Here is an 18,204-nt window from a genome sequence, read left to right on the forward strand (position 1 = left end):
GGTTTTTTAATTTTGAATTGCAGCAATGGCTTCTTTAATTCCTCCACCGGCAACGGTAAAAAACGACGGGCCAGCAAGTAAAATCACTTTATTTAATTTTTGTGTTTCTGCCATTTGTTTTTCTTTAAGCCAAAGTTGTGTGCGGTAAGCCTGAAAAATGCCTTTTACCACGTTTCCTGCAACCAAAGCTGTTGGCGAATCAATGCCGGCATCTTTAAGATCGCTCGCGAAAGAGAAATTGCTAACGCCAAGTTTTAGTGCTTCTCTCGCAGCTACAGCGCCTATTCCTGTCATTAACTCCGGCGTAAAAACGTTGCGATCGCCAAGGCCAATCAGTAAGAGTTTTTTTCCGCCGATGTAACCTTTCGGCGGACTAATCAAAATGGTTTCATAGGCATGGCCGAGAAATTTTCCGCTTTTGCGCAGTTCTGTAATTATCCCTTTCATATCATGATCAAGATGAACCATTCCATTTAATGCGGCCGGCAATGCGGGGGGCGAATTGAAAATATCGCCTTCGGTATATTCAAAAACACAAGCCACCTGAAGATCACTCACCTGTGCAGATGGCCCTTGCACAACGCCTTCAATCTGTATTCCATCTACGGTTCCCCAAACTTTTGACGTACCTACTGCAGTAGTTTCTTGTGCATTTACATTGAGCGTTAAAATAACTAACGTGGCGATTATCCACCATGTGTTTTTATAATTTTTCATCTTTTTTGTATGTTATGGGTTAAAACTTGAAAGAGATTTGTGCGTTAAAAAATTGCGAATTGCCCCAATCCGGAACAATATCTTTAATGAAACTGCCTACCTTAAAATATTGCCCGCCACAACTTGCAGAGAGGTAATTGTTGAATTTGTATTCGGCACTAAGCAAATAGGTTGTACCGATAAACCGATGTCCAGATAAAGAACCTGCAGTATTAAAATTGCCACTTGGACGGTAAATTCCATCTTGCAAAGTGTTACGCCAGTTCAAAACCAAATCTGCTTGTATCGCAAGTTTTGGTGTCATATTTAACGTTATATAAGGATGAAGATCAATCAGGTTTGATGGGCCAATTAATGGATTGAAACCAAAGTATCCGCCCCGTGGATATAAAGGATTAAAGGTTTGCAAATGCCCGTCGCCAGCTTTACGATCACCAGAAATATAATCATTACGTAGATTTATTGATGGCGTAAAACGTGTATGTTCAAACAAATAGCCAAACTCAATCGCTGTAGTCCAGGCACTGATCCTGCCATTGTCAAAACTTCCAAACTGGTAAGCAGCTTCCACGTTATAGATAAAACCGCCGCCACTTTTCCAATACCGAGTAGCGATTGTATGCCGCAACTCTTTTCCGATTCCTTCTTCAAAACGTGCCTGATCCCGGCGGATGCCTAGATAGTAGAAATCAAAATTTCCGCCTTTTTCTATCATCAAATTGGCGTAAGTGCCCCACAAATTGGCTTGCTTACTACCTTTATTATCAAATATGCCAGGATTAACTTCATCAGCTTCGAGTACAAAAGCATCAACTGAAAACCGTTTACTTGCAAACATCATTTTAGCACCGGTAAAATATTGCCGTGCAGTAGTACCTTCGCGCACAGAAATCAATCGGCCAGAACCATAATTAATTTCCTGCCGGCCAATGCGCAAAGCGAGATTAACATTATCAGGTGTCAAAAGCTGATATTCGGCAAAAAGATTCTCTACCACCAGTTTATCTTCATCAACCGGCGATGGCCCGTATTTACTTCCGGCTTCTAAAGCGCTGTTAATCTGCGCAAAAAACCGAAGTTTAGTGCCCAGATGTATATCGCTGTAGACGCTGTAGCGTTGCAAAACGGAATGGTTATATCCCTGATTTTTAATCCAATCTTCATTAAACTTGCCGCCATATTCGGCGCGCATTTCACCACCAAAAGTGATGTAAGATTTACCGTCGCCTGTAATCGGCAGGAATTTGAAACGGTTGTACAAATTCCTGCTCGAATCCTTCAGGTTGCTGTAATCCTCGTCATAACGCATTAGTTTTATACTTTGCGCAAACGCGAAATTCACCTTGAACTGTAAAATGCAAAATGTGATCAATGCAACGGTGAAGTACAGGATTCTCATTTGTGTGCAGAGAATTAGTGTTTAATCATTTTATGCGCGTACTGGATGCCTAAGCCATAACCTGCACCGTATTTTTTCATTAAATCTGTAACCGGAACATACGTTTCTGTTCTGGCCCAATCGCGTTGCAGCTCCAATAAATACTGAACAGCAGTTACAGGTTTTACACCTGCATGCACCATTCTCTGGATTGCACGTTCATGCGCTTCATTACTTACGTCGCCACAAGCATCCGTAATTACAAAAACCTCATAACCTTCTGATAAAGCAGAAAGCGCCGGACCAACAATGCAAACGCCTGTCCACAAGCCAGCCAAAACCAGTTTCTGTTTTCCTGTTCCGGTGATGGCTTTATAAGCCGCTTCATCTTCCCAGGTATTCATCGATGTTCTGTCTATATAACCTGATGTAGCTTGCGGATAAACTTCTTCAATTTCTGGAAAAACTGGTCCGGCGAAAGAATCTTCAGCAACCGTAGTTACAATAGTTGGCACATTAAAAATTTTTGAAGCCCCAGAAACAATCGCAACATTGGTGCGCAATTCAGTAATTGAAATGCTTTTTGTAGCGAAGGCCATTTGCCCTTCAAAATCGATTAGTACCAAAGCATGGTTTTCTGGAGACAGTAAATTTGGTGATGGTTTCATAATGATATTTTTGTTTCCACCATTTATCCAACAAACATACCACGCAGCAAAACGCTAACGCTCAGTAAATTGCCAGAAAAATGCCAAAAATTCACTTATGATATATCGTTGATTTACGAATTGCTGAAATATTTTAAGGAAACAGTCTACAAATGCCGAGCAAATAGCAAGTGGTGAAAATTGATGTTAACGATTTGTCGTTATATTATTCATTTTGGCGAATATCCGTCCAAAGAAAAACAAATTTATAAAAATGTTAATTCACTAATAATCAATTCATTAAAAAACACTAAAACGATATTTCGTTATTGGTTTTAAAATAATTTACAACCAAAATATTCTTTATTTTGATACCTTTACAAGCATGAAAAGCAACGCCGAAGAAACAGAAACTCAGAATTATGTTGCGCAGCATGTTACGTTATCCGATTACCAGCAACACGTTCTGGTTATTAACAAGATTAAAAACAGAAGTGATCTGTTAACGTTTTTGCAAAATAAATTTGAAAACCGCTTTAAATACGATAAAGCAGTTTTCATTTTTAATGAAACCGAGGCGCCTGAAGATTATCGCTTTCTGGAAACAGATACTGGCGAAACCTGCGTCAAGCGCTCACCTATAGATTTTAATCTGTTCGATACGATTTCAACAGCGTGTGAAACAGAAATTATAGACCTTTCTTCATCGGCATTGCCCAAACAACTTTCTGTATTTTATCGTGAAGGTTTCAAGAATTTGCTTGCCTTTAAAATGAGCGGAAACATTGGCGCATTACTGTTATTTTATACAGAAAGTAATATTCCTTCGGTACAGGAAAGCACATCCATTCAAATGCTTATTCCACACCTTTCTTCGGCGGTTGAAAATGTTTTCCTTCGGGAGACACTTCAAAAGAAAGACCGGGATGCCAGCATTTTACTTGCTTTAAGCAATTCTATTGCAACAATTCGCAATAAGCTTGATCTTTTTGATGTGATTGATCAACAACTCAAGAAACTGTTTCATTTTGAAGATTTTGTGATTTGCCTGATTAACGACGATAACCTTAGTCACAGTCCTTTTATTTACAACCACCGCGAAGATTTTCTGAAACAGGAAGGTATTGCCCCTGCCGAATCTAAAAAATATACGCTCGATGATGGCATGTGCAGGGCAATGATTTCAACTGCAGAACCCGTTGTTTTTAATGTAGAAGAGGTTTTAAAATGGCCAGATGCTCCGGCCTGGCTTGGTTTCTGGCACAATATGGGCATTCGCGAAATGATCGCTTTGAAGCTTACCGATCGGGATGAATGTATTGGCTTTTTTTATCTCTACGCCAAGAAAACCAATGCTGTTTCTAATATCTACTATGGTTTATTAAAAAATATATCGCTTCAAATATCCGTTGCCGTATCTAATATTAAGGCAAATGAAAAAATTGAACGGCAGCTGAATGAAATCCAGTTGTATAAACAGCAACTGGAAGAAGAAAAAACCTATCTGCGTGAAGAAATCGAACTCAAATTTCAACATTCAGAAATGATTGGTCAGAGCGAAGTTTTAAAAAGAGTTTTTTATTTATCGGAACAAGTAGCAACATCAGATAGCAGCGTGCTGATTCTTGGCGAAACGGGAACCGGAAAAGAACTTATTGCGAGAAACATCCATAAAATGTCGCCACGTGCAGATTTCTTACTTGTTAAAGTAAACTGTGCCGCGCTGCCTACGCAATTGGCAGAAAGTGAATTGTTTGGCCATGAGAAAGGCAGTTTTACAGGTGCAACAGAACGCCGGATTGGAAAATTTGAACTTGCACATAAAGGCACGTTATTTTTGGACGAAATTGGAGAGCTTTCTCCCGATTTACAAGTGAAGTTGCTGCGTGCCTTACAGGAAAAGGAAATTGAGCGTGTTGGTGGTAACCAAGTGATTAAAACCGATGTACGTATTATTGCGGCAACCAACAGAAACCTTTTAAAAGAAGTAGAAAAAGGCAATTTTAGAAGTGATCTGTATTATCGCCTAAATGCATTTCCTATTCCGGTACCGCCACTGCGTGCACGCCGAGAAGATATTCCGCAATTAACGGCCTATTTCATTTCAAAAACTGCAAAAAAGACCGGCAAACCATTAAGCAGTATTTCTAAAAGCGCGTTGAATAAATTACAAGCATATTCCTGGCCAGGCAATATACGTGAGCTTGAACACTTTATAGAACGCACCATTTTACTTAACAAGGGCGAGCTGATTAAAGAAATACATTTACCGAAAACAGAAAACCCGGAAAACTTTGATGATGGAAATAGCCGTATAAAAAGCATTTATGAAAATGAGCGCGCGCATATTTTATCGGTTTTAAAAAGCTGTAATGGTAAAATTTCGGGTGTTGGTGGTGCGGCAAAGGTTTTGAACATTCCGCCAACTACACTCAACTCAAAAATTAAAAAGTTTAACATTAAACGGGCGCACATCCAAAAATAAAAGAACCGTCATCCCGATGAAAAAAATCCTTGTTCATTCGCTCAGACTAATTTTTGCGCTCATCAGTATCTTATTTTCTGCAAAATCTATTGCGCAGCCAACTTTTTACAAACCTTTGCAAGGGCGTGATCGGTTAAGCAATACTGCGCTTCGTAAATTGCTCGCACAACCATTGGCAGATACATTGCGAACACAATATTTGCTTGCTTTGGCAGATACATATATAGACCGAATTGGAAGTGAAACCCGCGATTTAGACAGTGCAGCTATTTACCTTGCCGAAGGATACCAACTCGCTTTGCGCGTGCATTCTATAAATTGGCAACATAATGCATTGATGGAATATGGACAGTTTTATGCAGAATCTAAACAAATTGAAAAGCAGGAACAAATTTATCAAACGGCGTTAAAGCTTGCGCAAAAAACCAAAAACAAAAGGCATGAAGCGGATACCTGGTTTTACTACGCCCATAATGTAGATTTTGAAGATCCGTCTTATACCCGAAATATTGCATACTGCAAAAAAGCGATGGCTTTATATCAATCTCTCGGATTAGAAGAACGCCAGTCTTTTTTACTAAAATGTATTGCCGATTTTCACCTCATGACAGGTCAATACACGCTTGCAGAACAGGAATTATTAGCAGTATTAAAACGCTATAAAAAAATCCATTACCCGGATTTGTTTTACACGTATGATTTACTCTCTGCTGTAAGTAATAAAAAAGGAAATTTAAGCAAAGCTTTATATTACGCGCTCTGCACCGTTAAAGCTTGTGAAACCGAAAAATTACAGGTGCCAGGAGTATTTTTACGCCGCGTTTCTGAAGCGTATGTAGCTATTGGAAACAGAAAAGAAGCTATAGACTGGGCCAGACAAGCATTTAACTATTTCTCTGAACATGACGATATGAGCATGCTTTACCTGGGTTTATATGAATTGAGCGAACAACTTGTAGAAAATAATGAAGCCGGCAAAGCACTGAACCTGGTTTTACAAACACGACGCAAATTTCAAAAAGCAAGTCAAAGCGATATTTTTTATTACGATATGGCGCGCGGAAACTGTTACCTGAAAATGGGAAAATTTACCCAAAGCGGTCGTGCATTTTTGCCTTACAACAATTCGTATAAACTGAAACAAATGGATGGCGCGGCACAAGCAACAGCGTATTTTAACATCGCCAGATATAGTGTTGCACTAAAAAACTTCGCAGCTGCGGCGGCAGCATTGAAAGAAATGGCGTCTGTACAAGCGCCAATAAACATTCCGGTACAAATGGAAGTAAGTAAAATGCTTTTTGAAATAGACCGTAAACAAGCGCGTCCGGAAAGCGCCATTCAACACTTGCAACGCTTCCACGTACTAAGAGATTCTTTGTTTTCTTTTGAAAAGCTAAGTCTGATTGAACGCCTGCAAATTGAGTTTAAATCGGCACAAAAGGAAAACGAGAATGAACTGCTTCGTAAAAAGGATCAATTGCAAAGTCAGGAACTGGAGCGGGAAAAAATATTAAAAAATGCCATTTTAGGGGGCATTGCGCTTTTACTCATATTTATCGTGCTGTTGTACAGCCGTTTCAGGCTAAAAAAGCGACTGCACAATTTGTTATTGTTACAAAACAAAAGTCTTGATGAAGCGTATCACGAGCTTCAGGTGTCTATAGAACAGAAAAACCAATTGCTTGAGGATAAGGAATTTTTGATCAAAGAAGTCCACCATCGCGTAAAAAACAATCTTCAGCTTACCATGAGTTTGTTAAACAGCCAGAGTTTCTATCTGGATGATGCCAAAGCGGTAGCGGCAATAAAGGAAAGCCAGCATCGCATGAAAAGTATAGCCTTAATTCACCAAAAACTCTATCAAACTGAAGGAATGGCATCAATCCGCTTGCGCGATTATATTCTTGAGCTCATTTCCTATTTGCAGGAAAGCTTGGATCATCACCGAAAAATTAAATTCAAAACTCATATTGCAGATATAGAACTTGATGTATCACAAGCGGTTCCATTGGGTTTATGTATTAATGAAGCCGTTACCAATATTTTCAAATATGCCTTTCCGGATAACCGCGATGCTTGTGTGGACATTTCTTTTGAGGTAAAAAATGACACAGAATACCTGCTATTTATCCGCGACAATGGAATTGGTTTGCCTGCAGACTTTGACCTGAACCAAAGCGATACACTTGGCATCACATTATTAAAAGGCTTAAGCCGTCAGCTGGGAGGAGAACTGAAGTTTATTCCGCACCACGGCTTAACGGTATTGATAGAATTTTTCAAAAAAGACAGTTTAGCGGAAATTGGATAGTATATGAAACAGATACTAATTGTGGAAGATGAATTTATCGTAGCCCACGAACTGCAAATGATTTTACAACGTGCAGGATATCAGATTAAAGGCATTGCCGATTCTTACAATAGCGCATTGACAATTCTGGAAAAAGATACCGTTGATCTCGTTTTGTTGGATATTTACCTGAAGGGTAAACAAACTGGAATTGATTTGGCGCAACAACTGATGAGCAGACAAATTCCGTTTATCTACATCTCGGCAAATTCCAATGAAAAAGTACTTGAAGCTGCTAAATCTACTCTTCCTTATGGTTTTATTGTAAAGCCTTATCGTGAACGCGATATTTTAATGAGTATAGACATTGCCCGTTACCGAAAAGAAAATAGCAATGCAATGAAAAATAGCAGCGCAGTTTTTATGAAAGACTTTATTGTAGACATCTCAATGAAATCACTAAGCTGGCAAAAAAAATTACTATCACTGGCCAGTGCTTTCCAGCCGTATATTCCATTTGATTTTATTGCACTGTCTGGTATGGATTATAAAGGAAAACGATACAATGAAATTGGAATTACACGCGAAAATTTTGATCAGTATGATACATTCACGGTTCAGGATTTTTTAAAGTTTAGCAACATCAGCCAAAAGAAGTTTCATCTACTCAATCAGCTGGTTCCTGAAACCACTCAAGATGCAATTTATATAAATCATAATTTTGAAGCTGTTAAAGAAGTTGCGCCGATGAAGAAGCTCATGGCAGAAACATATACATTAAATGCGAACCTGGTAAAGACTTTCTCTACAGCAAATGGCGACCGGATTACATTTTCTTTTTACAGCAGAATGCCTTCTATTTATACCCCTGAACATCTTGAATTGCTTCAGTTTTTATCGCCAACTTTAGAAAATAAACTTAACCACATTATTGAACTTACCGAGGCTGGGTACACTCCTGAGCATAACCAACCCTACCGGGCAAAACAAGTGAGCTTCGAAAATATCATTGGTAAAAGTACCTCAATATTAACCGTATTAGACAAACTTTCTGTAGTTGCACCAACAGATACTTCGGTTATGATTACGGGCGAAAGCGGCACAGGAAAAGAAGAGATTGCGCGCAGCATTCACCGTTTGTCGCCCAGAAAAGATAAACCTATGATTGCGGTAAATTGTGCGGCTTTACCAGCAGATTTAATTGAATCTATTCTCTTCGGGCACGAAAAAGGTGCGTTTACCGGAGCGCTAAATAAACGCATTGGCAAATTTGAAGAAGCCAACGGAGGCACCATTTTTCTGGATGAAATTGGCGAAATGCCGATAGATTTGCAGGCCAAATTGTTGCGTGTATTACAAGAAAAAGAAATTGAACGCATTGGAGGCAAAACACCTGTAGCCGTTAACATTCGTATCATTGCCGCCACCAATCTTCATCTTGAAAAAGAAATTGCAAAAGGGAGGTTTAGGTTAGATTTGTTTTTCAGACTTAACGTTTTTCCGCTGCATATACCGCCATTGCGCCAAAGAAAAAGTGACATTTTGCTGTTGGTAGATTATTTTATAGAAAAACACGCTAAGAGTCTTTCGCGTCAAATCCATCAGATTGATGAAAGTTATAAAGCACAGCTGATGTATTACAACTGGCCCGGAAATATCCGTGAACTGGAACATGTAATTGTAAGAAGTTTAATTCTCTCCAATTCAGGTGTATTGGATGCATCACTTCTGGACTTGGGTTTGGAAATACCGAATGAAGAAGGCGACAACACAGTTAAAACCATTTCAGAAAACGAACGTGATCATATTGTAAAAGTTCTGCAGTTGTGTAAAGGCAAAATTTCGGGCAGTGGCGGCGCAGCAGAACTGCTCGGTATTCCGGCAACTACGCTCAACTCCAGGATGAAAAAACTCGGAATAGAAAAATAATTATTGATGTCATTTCGTGAATTGGCGACATATCATCAAATCACCTTATGCCCGCAAATGATAATTTACTGACGTAATGAGCATTAACCATTGGTATCTAAATTGATAAAAGCAACACATCTGCCAACCACAAACCTACTTTCGCCAGAAGGCTTTGCTCAAAAATTTCTGAACGAAAATGGACTGCAAAAGCAGGTTAATTTAACGTGGCTTAAAAAATGAAAGAAAAAATTTTAATTGTAGAAGACGAATTTATCGTAGCCAATGATCTTCGGATTATGCTGGAAAAATCCGGTTATAAAGTGTGCGGCATTGCGCCCTCGGTTATTAAAGCTTTAGAACTAATTGAATCTAAACAGCCAGACTGGATTTTGCTCGATATTTTTCTGCAAGGCGATAAAACCGGTATAGATTTGGCCGGCAACCTTACTGAAATGGACATTCCGTTCATTTACATCTCTGCAAATACCAACCAAGGAATATTAGAAGCAGCTAAAGCAACCCTTCCTTACGGTTTTCTGGTAAAACCTTTCAGAGAAAAAGACCTGATGGTTATGTTGGATATTGCCCGTTACCGCCACGAGCAAAACTTAAAATACCAGCACCATGAAGAGCCTACGTTTCAAAAACAAATAGAACATATTCTTACTAAGCAAGAAACGCTAACCGAAAAACTAAAGCAAGTTGGCGCAGTATGGCAAAATATAGTTCCATTTGATTTTCTTTGGATTACCCGCGCCATACCGCGTACAAGCAACCGCGACTTAAACATCATATATAACGGCGGAAATTATACCGTATTTAATGCCGAAAAATTAGCGGCAGAAATGTCTGTTTCTTTACGCGATTTCAAAAATACAACAACACTTTCAGTTCCAACTGCTGGGAAAACTATTTTCAATGGATATGATTTTAGAAAGCTGAGAATGGAACATGGCTGGATAAAATCGCTTTCAGATTATTTTGAGCTTGAATCTGCCTTGATTACAGAAGTACAACATGAAACCGAAACCTTTCAATTTGTATTTTTCAATACTTCGGCAGACCTGTACACAAAAGTACATTCTGGCGTACTAAATCAATTCAGGAAAATCTTAGAATTGATGGTTCAGAAGATTGTTTACGGTAAAGAAGTTGAGGAGATTAAAACCGAAGAGAAACCGCTTACCGTTCAAAACAATAACGAAAAACCGGCAAAAATACCTGCACAAAGTTCAGATTTTAATGGAATTATTGGCAACAGCAGTTTGCTGCGCGATGCTTTTTCAAAAATAGAATTAGTGGCGCCAGACGAAACTTCTGTTTTGATTTTAGGAGAAAGTGGAACCGGAAAAGAACGGATTGCGCATACCATTCACAAATTATCGCCCAGAAAACTTAAAACAATGGTTACTGTAAATTGTGCTGCACTTCCGCTTACATTGATAGAATCTGAACTTTTCGGCCATGAGAGAGGTGCGTTTACAGGCGCTAATGAAAAGCGAATCGGAAAATTTGAGCAAGCTGATGGCGGAACAATTTTTTTGGATGAAATTGGAGAATTGCCGTTAGAGGCACAGGTAAAACTACTTCGTGTGTTGCAAGAAAAAGAGATTGAACGTCTTGGTGGAAACTATACCAAGAAAATTAACGTTCGGATTATTACGGCAACCAACAGAAATCTGGAAAAAGAAGTTGCCGAAGGTCGTTTCAGGTTAGATTTGTATTACCGATTAAATGTATTTCCGATAGAGTTGCCAGCGTTGCGACAGCGCAAAGAAGACATCTCCTTATTAACGGAGCATTTCATTCGCAAATACAGCAAAAAATCTTCATCGCAGGTAAATGCTATTTCGCCAGATGCAATGGAACTTTTATTGCAATACGATTGGCCGGGAAACATTCGCGAGCTGGAACACCTGATTGAGCGTACCATGCTACTTACTGAAGGCGAAATTATTACGCATATCGAAATGCCTGCAGCAAACGCATTACATGCACAAAAAGCCATCCACGGGGTTAAAATTAAAACCATGGAAGAAATGGAACGCGACCATATTCTGAGCATTTTAACCCTTTGCAAAGGAAAAATATTTGGACCTGGAGGTGCAGCAGAAATTTTAAACATTCCCTCTACAACACTAAATTCAAAAATCAAAAAGTTAGGAATCAAATACGAGTTTGTAAAATAGAAGTTCTATCTAAATGTGATTGATGCATTTTGATTTTACCTATAACATAAAGCTAAACTGCCCGCGTAATACATCTGAGCTATATTGCGTGGGCAATTATCTTTTTTGAAGTACAGATTTGAGTAAATTGATTTTTACTTACCTTGCACCGCTTTTCTTTTTGGGATTTTAATATCCGATAAATCGATCTGAATTTCCTGTTTGCGAATCACTTCGTCGCTAAAAGATTTCTCTTTTCTGATTTTGTACAATTCCTGACGTTGCAAATGATATAAATCGCGCAGAACATCGTTATATATTTCCATCTCAGCAGATTCTACAGCTTCGCATTCCATAGATTCTAATCTGCGCGAAGCATGACTAAGGTTATTTTCCAGATCGGTTTTCAGCGCCTTTACAAGTTCGATGTCTTCTGCTTCATCTGCATATTTTTCTTTAATCCTTTTTAAAGAAATGGTAAGCAAACGGAGTTTAATTGTAGCTTCCTGTTGTTCTTCCGGCACTAAAGGATCAATCTCTTCTATCTTAATTAATTTAATTAGATAAGGCAACGTAAGACCTTGAAAAACAAGCGTAACCAAAATCACTACAAAGGTGATAAATATGATGAGATTGCGGTGCGGGAAATGCACATCAGACGAAATCATGATTGGCAAAGAAAGTGCCGCAGCCAATGAAACTACGCCACGCATACCAGCCCAACCAATAATTAACGGCCCCTTCCATCCGGGAGCAACTTCCTTTTCTCTCACCTTTTTAGAAATCCATCGAGGCACAAAAGCTGCCGGATAAATCCACAAAATGCGAATGACAATGACAACAGCGCTGATAATTAATCCGTAGGTAATCGCTTCCCAAAGAGAATATCCTTCTAAACCAGCGGTAATAACCGGCAACTCTAAACCAATTAGAATAAACACCAAAGCATTCAAAATTACCGCAAGTGTTGCCCAAACATTTATGGTTTGCAGTCTGCTTTGGCCGTCTACGAAAATTTCGTGAGAGCGATAAGACAAGAATAATCCGCCAGAAACCACTGCCATTACACCAGAAAAATGAAATTGTTCTGCCAGTAAATACATAAAATATGGAGAAACCAATGTTAACGATGCATCAATACTGGGGGTGGTTGGTAAAAACCGATGAATAAAATACATGATGTGGGCAACCCCAAGTCCGATGGCAATGCCAACCACGGTACTCAGAAAAAAGTCTATTGTGGCCTGCCCCATTGAAAATTGCCCGGTAATAACCGCAGCAAGTGCAAAACGCAAAACAATAAGACTGGATGCGTCATTAACCAGACTTTCACCTTCCAAAATGGTGGTAATTCGTTTTGGGATTTTAATATTTTTTAATACCGAAGTTGCGGCAATGGCATCTGGCGGAGATACAATTCCACCAAGCAAAAAGCCCATTGACAATGTGAAACCCGGAATCATAGAGGACGTTAAAAACGCTACCGCTAAAGAAGTCATAATGACCAAGCCAAAGGCAAGCAGAGAAATTGGCCTGCGCCAGCGCCAAAAATCATTCCATGAAGTGTACCACGCTGCTTCATAAAGTAATGGCGGGAGAAAAATTAAGAAAATAATTTCCGGATCTATAGACATTTCCGGAATACCTGGAATATAACTTATGCCTAAACCCGCCAGAACTAAAAATATAGGATATGAAATCTTCACTTTTTGAGCCAGCAAAATGAGCAAAAATGCTACAGAAAGTAAAATCAGGTATTGTAAAAGCGTATGGTGCATATTATTATCTATACAAGGATCAAACCAAAGGCCCAATATACAAATAACCAATAATTTGCTGTGAAATTCTTAAACTCCGGCTAGTGCAATCATTACGATATATCGTTATTTTACGAAAAAGTATGGGAATTTGTGTGGAAGAGAATATCGTAAATTAAAAAGCGTGTCTTTTCACAGAACACGCTTTTCAACCAATTATACGATCTGATTTTAATTAAAAATTGGCTTCTACAATTAACTTGCTTCTGGAAGAATCAACAAAATCCATTGGAATAATACCATACTTGCCAGAATTATTTGTAAAAAATGTTGCAATACGGGGATTAATATTATTTGAAACAGATGGAATATTCGGTATACCGAACAATCCGGAGGTATAACCGCTTGAGAAGTTAATGTATAGACGATTAGATTGATCCACTTTCGCTTCATTTAACAAATTTTGAATATTCGTCCATTTAGTATCCACATTACTAACCGCGTAAGCATCCTGAACTTTAATTAGAGCCGAATTGGTATTCATTTCGAACGTCTTATTATCTTGCCAACTAGAAGCATCGATACCTGCTGTTGTACTCGCTGAAAAACGTCTCAAAAGAACAATTTTTCCGCGGCTCGACCCTACTGTTGGAATACTTTGTGTTAGATTCCATTTCGCAGGATTCTGATCAATATAACTATTGAAGGTAGCCTCGAAACTGCGTGTAACATTCGAAGAATTATATTCCTCTTTTATACTCATCACGATTGTCTCTGTAGGATTGCTATTCAAAAAGGTATAGCAAGAAGACAAAACCTGATCAAAAGTCAAATTTTGATCAACGTAGGAATGATAAATCCGGAAAGAATTGTTCATGTGTCTACAGCGAATGTCAAGAAAACGTACACCGGCATTCAGCTGATCTGGAATACTTAAGTTCTGGTTTTTTGCAGTACCGGTCAATGGTTCCAGCGTAGCACCAGAATCGTGCGTACCAGGAACAGAAAGCATTGATAACGAAGTGTCGTCGTTTATAAATCCCATCCAATTGATCATTCCGAACGTAGCCGCCTTTGTGGCATCATTGACAGACAATTTAGAAGTACTCAGCTGCAAATCTTTTTTACAGGCATTTAAAGTAATAATCGCTGCAATGAGAAATAAAATGTTTAGTTTTTTCATTTTTTAAATTGATGTTTATGTGTATAAATTGGTAAATTCATGTTCAAAGTAATTTGGATACTCAAGGGATGAAATTTTATACTACAGGGATGTTTTCTACTCTATCGATGAAAACAAAATGCGCTTTAACATCAATTATATACATGTCAATCCAAAGGCGATAAGGTACCAACCAAGAATGTTAGCTTTAGGTTATGTTATTGTTAATCTGATTTGCTCCATTAAATGAAATAAAACAATCTGATTTTCATAAGCATACAGAAACACGCAAAAAAAAACATTTAACTAAATAAATTTCAAGAAAGTATGCAACATTCTTTGCGGGATGGCGACTACCATACAGAAACAGTAAGAAACTATATTAACAAACTCGCGATTGGAAACCAAAGAAAAGATACCCGATCAGGAATTGATGAACATGTGCCGCGAAGGAAAAGACCTCGGATTTACTTTGTTGTACAACAGATATTCCAAACGTGTATACAACTCAATTAGTCGTTTTATTTCCCACACGGGCGAAGCCGAAGATATTTTGCAAGAAACCTTTTTTACCGTTTTTGGCGAGCTGAGTAAGATGAAAGAGATTGTAAGTTTTGAAGCCTGGACAAGGAGAATCGCTATAAACCGATCTATCTCTCATCTAAGGAAACAGAAAATTCAGTTTTCTGATCTCGGAGAGATGGAAATTCCAGCCGGCGAAATATATGATCCGAGAGAAAATGAACTTTTTGAATGTAAAGTAGAAGATGTAAAAAATAGCATAGCGGCTTTGCCTACAGGTTATAAAACTATTTTAAACCTCTATCTATTTGAAAAGATGACGCAAGAAGAAATTGCCGTAATGCTGGGCGTATCGCACACAACAGTGCGCTCGCAATACCACAGGGCAAAGAAAAAAGTATTAGAATCATTAAAAGATAAGCCATATTATGCATGATCCTTTAAAGAAATTTGTAGATGAACACCGCAATGAATTTGACGAGCTTGAGGCGCCGGAATTTAATATGGCAATGTTTAAAGCCCGCCACGAAGTGGAAGAAATACCGCTACCAAAAAGAAACATTGTATTTCTTTTTGGCACTAAATGGCTAGCCGCAGCCTGTGTGGTTTTATTTGCTGGAACAGCTTTTTTAATTTATCAGCAAAGCGAAACCAGCGAAAACGGTGTTGCTGCAGTGGTATCAAAACCGATAATTAAACCGATTATCCCTGCTGCGATTAAGAATGAAATTGTTTCTCCGAATGAAAAACAATATGAGGCTGCAGTAAAGAAAATTGTGTTGAAGAAAATTGATCAGCAAGAACTAGAAAAAACAAATTGGAACGCAAAATTGCTTGATAGCAGTTCGGCAGCCAACAGATTGACTGCGATATTGAATATCGGCCAATCCAAAAATATCAGCAATGCGGATTTGGATCAATTGGCCAGAACGCTAAATCAAGATCAAAATTCTAATGTACGCCTTGCTGCTTTGGATGTGCTAAAAAAATACAGCGACGATGATCATGTTGCTGCGCTATTACTAAATGCATTAGACGTACAAACCGATCCGATGGTGCAACTGGCTTTGGTGGCTTTGTTTGGAAATTCACACAATCAAAAAGTAAACGAACGCCTTTATGCACTGGCCAATAACCCGGAAACATTTGAAGCGGTAAAAGATGAAGCCTTCAGTATTTTACTGGAGCAGAATAAACTCTAACAAACAGGAAATTGAAATATAGATTATGAAAAAGAAAATTACACTATTACTTACACTTTTTGCACTTAGCCTAGGTACATTTGCACAAAAAGAATACAAACTTGCAAAATCCAGCGGACGTTTAAATATTAACCTTCCAGGTGCTACCATTATTGGTTACAATGGCAAAGACATTGTTTTCTCTGCTGCAATTGATGAAGAAGGAGGTGAAGATTTACGCGCAAAAGGTCTTAAAATGATTAATGGAAATGGATTTACAGACAATACCGGACTTGGAATTGATGTTTCTGTAAGTGGCGAAGAGATCAACGTAAACACCGTTGGAAAAAAATTAGATGGCGCAATTACGATTAAAGTGCCGGAAAATATCAAAATTGTTTACAAATATAGCTCTACATTTAACCGCGATTCTGTAATCCTTCAAAACCTGAAAAATGAAATTGAAGTTTCAGCAAGTTACAACTCCATCAAATTGCAAAACAATAGCGGCCCAATGAATATAAAAACGCTTTATGGATCTGTAGATGCAACATTCAATTCAGATATTAAAGGCCCGGTAAGTATTGTTTCTGTATATGGTTATGTAGATGTAGCCATTCCACCGTCTACAAAAGCCAATGTAGAACTCTCCACAAGCTATGGTAATCTTTACTCTGCCGATGGTTTAAAAATTGCTATTGATAAAACCGCCACAGCAAGTACGCCAGAAAAACAAAATGGGCAAACAATGGCAAACGTTAGCGCGCTTACACGTAAGCCCAATGCTACAAGTTCGGTTATTGGTGCAAATGAACCCGCAGTTGCAATTGCTACAAGCAATAGCACAGTACAAGGAAAATTTACAACATCAAGCAGTAGCAGCAATACAAACACGCAAACCATCAGTACTGTATTTTATGGAACCAAAGAACCTGAAGCCATAAAAGGAAAGTTAAACGGTGGAGGCACAGACTTGATTCTCAAATCAAACTATAAAAACGTTTACCTGCGTTCTAAATAACAAACTACATAGCAAAAGAAGGTCGGCCAAATTCAAATTTGGCCGATCTTCTTTTAAAATAACCTACTCTTTAATTTTTTTATCGTAAGCTTTCTGCAATTCTGCTAAAGTGAGGTCATAACCTTTCTGATCAATAAACGCTGACGGATTATAAGCGTCGCCAGGTTTATGTTTCTGATGAAGATTGAACTGACTGGCATGTGATGACAACCAAATATCAAAAGATAGATTTTTCAACTCGCGCAAGGTGTACGCATAATCTTCTTTAATAGTAGGATAATCTGTAATTGTAGAAAATTTCTTATCGGTTACAATACTTGGCATATTCGCGATCAAAACACGGTAACTTTTATCCGGATCTTTAACATCAAAAATAAAACTTGAAGAACCTTTTGTATGCCCCGGATGGTGCAAAACCGTAAGTTCCATATCGCCAAGCTTAACAACTTCCCTATCTTGCAGCAATTTATCGGGCTTTAGAGGTTGATAACTGGCTACTGCATTTCCGAGCGCATAATCAGACGCGCCACCGCTTTCCATTACATCTGCATCTTTTGCATCAACCATTACGGCTGCTTTGGTCATTTCTTTTAGCTTCGCCATAGCGCCCATATGGTCAAAATGCGCCTGTGTGGTCAATAAAATCTTGGTGTCGCTTAATTTAAAACCAAGTTTTTCTATACTCGATTTTATTTGATCTGCTGAACTTGCAAGTCCGGTATTGATCAGAATATTTCCTTTTGACGTCACAATCAGGTAACAAGCCAAATCATACGTACCAACGTAATATAAATTGCCAACAATTTTAAAAGGTTGATAGGTTTTAGACCAACTGGGATCTGTACCTTGAGGTTCTTGTACCGTTTGGGCTTTTGTATCGGTTGATAAAACAGTGAAAGCTGCAATCACAGCAAAGACCAGTAGTGTTTTCTTAAACATAGTTGTGCTAAATATTTGCAAAT

Annotated in this window: 13 protein-coding genes; 7 read left to right on the plus strand and 6 right to left on the minus strand. The window is 38.5% G+C overall.

The annotated features are described in order from the left end of the window. Positions 1–6: 6 nt before the first annotated feature. The 3 genes from ACJVDH_RS10170 to ACJVDH_RS10180 are packed head-to-tail and all read right to left on the minus strand — an operon-like array spanning position 7 to position 2,763. Positions 7–717: a M17 family peptidase N-terminal domain-containing protein gene (locus ACJVDH_RS10170; RefSeq protein ID WP_443947463.1), complete on the minus strand. Its 711-nt coding sequence runs from the start codon at positions 715–717 to the stop codon at positions 7–9. 19 nt (positions 718–736) lie between these two features. After that, positions 737–2,116, minus strand: a complete 1,380-nt coding sequence (locus ACJVDH_RS10175; protein ID WP_443947464.1) for an alginate export family protein — start codon at positions 2,114–2,116, stop codon at positions 737–739. A 14-nt stretch (positions 2,117–2,130) separates the two neighbouring features. Next, entirely contained in the window at positions 2,131–2,763 is a 633-nt protein-coding gene (locus ACJVDH_RS10180; protein WP_443947465.1) for a hydrolase, read from the minus strand. A 364-nt stretch (positions 2,764–3,127) separates the two neighbouring features. On the opposite strand from ACJVDH_RS10180, the gene ACJVDH_RS10185 reads away from it, so the two are divergent. The 4 genes from ACJVDH_RS10185 to ACJVDH_RS10200 all read left to right on the plus strand — a co-directional run bounded on the left by ACJVDH_RS10185 (position 3,128) and on the right by ACJVDH_RS10200 (position 11,620). Next, positions 3,128–5,227, plus strand: a complete 2,100-nt coding sequence (locus tag ACJVDH_RS10185; protein ID WP_443947466.1) for a sigma-54-dependent Fis family transcriptional regulator — start codon at positions 3,128–3,130, stop codon at positions 5,225–5,227. A 16-nt stretch (positions 5,228–5,243) separates the two neighbouring features. Continuing rightward, positions 5,244–7,541, plus strand: a complete 2,298-nt coding sequence (locus ACJVDH_RS10190) for a sensor histidine kinase (RefSeq protein WP_443947467.1) — start codon at positions 5,244–5,246, stop codon at positions 7,539–7,541. Between the two features lie 3 nt (positions 7,542–7,544). After that, a complete protein-coding gene (locus ACJVDH_RS10195) occupies positions 7,545–9,449 on the plus strand; it encodes a sigma 54-interacting transcriptional regulator (RefSeq protein ID WP_443947468.1) in 1,905 nt (634 codons plus the stop codon). A 218-nt stretch (positions 9,450–9,667) separates the two neighbouring features. After that, positions 9,668–11,620, plus strand: coding sequence for a sigma 54-interacting transcriptional regulator (locus tag ACJVDH_RS10200; protein ID WP_443947469.1), 1,953 nt, complete (start codon positions 9,668–9,670; stop codon positions 11,618–11,620). Positions 11,621–11,754: 134 nt separating this feature from the next. Here ACJVDH_RS10200 and ACJVDH_RS10205 read toward each other — a convergent pair whose 3' ends face one another. Both ACJVDH_RS10205 and ACJVDH_RS10210 read right to left on the minus strand, forming a co-directional pair. Continuing rightward, entirely contained in the window at positions 11,755–13,377 is a 1,623-nt protein-coding gene (locus ACJVDH_RS10205; protein WP_443947470.1) for a Na+/H+ antiporter, read from the minus strand. 214 nt (positions 13,378–13,591) lie between these two features. Continuing rightward, positions 13,592–14,539: a phosphatidylinositol-specific phospholipase C gene (locus ACJVDH_RS10210; RefSeq protein ID WP_443947471.1), complete on the minus strand. Its 948-nt coding sequence runs from the start codon at positions 14,537–14,539 to the stop codon at positions 13,592–13,594. 376 nt (positions 14,540–14,915) lie between these two features. Here ACJVDH_RS10210 and ACJVDH_RS10215 point away from each other — a divergent pair, with 376 nt between their 5' ends. From ACJVDH_RS10215 to ACJVDH_RS10225, 3 genes are read left to right on the plus strand one after another with little or no spacing between them, the layout of a single operon-like run. Then, complete coding sequence (locus ACJVDH_RS10215; RefSeq protein ID WP_443947472.1) at positions 14,916–15,476, plus strand: RNA polymerase sigma factor; 561 nt, start codon at positions 14,916–14,918, stop codon at positions 15,474–15,476. Beyond that, positions 15,469–16,242: a HEAT repeat domain-containing protein gene (locus tag ACJVDH_RS10220; protein ID WP_443947473.1), complete on the plus strand. Its 774-nt coding sequence runs from the start codon at positions 15,469–15,471 to the stop codon at positions 16,240–16,242. The genes ACJVDH_RS10215 and ACJVDH_RS10220 overlap by 8 nt, the downstream gene beginning before the upstream one ends. A gap of 25 nt (positions 16,243–16,267) precedes the next feature. After that, positions 16,268–17,242, plus strand: a complete 975-nt coding sequence (locus ACJVDH_RS10225; protein ID WP_443947474.1) for a DUF4097 family beta strand repeat-containing protein — start codon at positions 16,268–16,270, stop codon at positions 17,240–17,242. A gap of 63 nt (positions 17,243–17,305) precedes the next feature. Here the strand turns inward: ACJVDH_RS10225 and bla are convergent, their stop codons facing one another. Beyond that, positions 17,306–18,181: a subclass B3 metallo-beta-lactamase gene (bla, locus tag ACJVDH_RS10230; protein WP_443947475.1), complete on the minus strand. Its 876-nt coding sequence runs from the start codon at positions 18,179–18,181 to the stop codon at positions 17,306–17,308. Positions 18,182–18,204 lie beyond the last annotated feature (23 nt).

Origin of the sequence: Pedobacter terrestris (assembly GCF_052343045.1) — a bacterium.
Classification (GTDB): domain Bacteria; phylum Bacteroidota; class Bacteroidia; order Sphingobacteriales; family Sphingobacteriaceae; genus Pedobacter.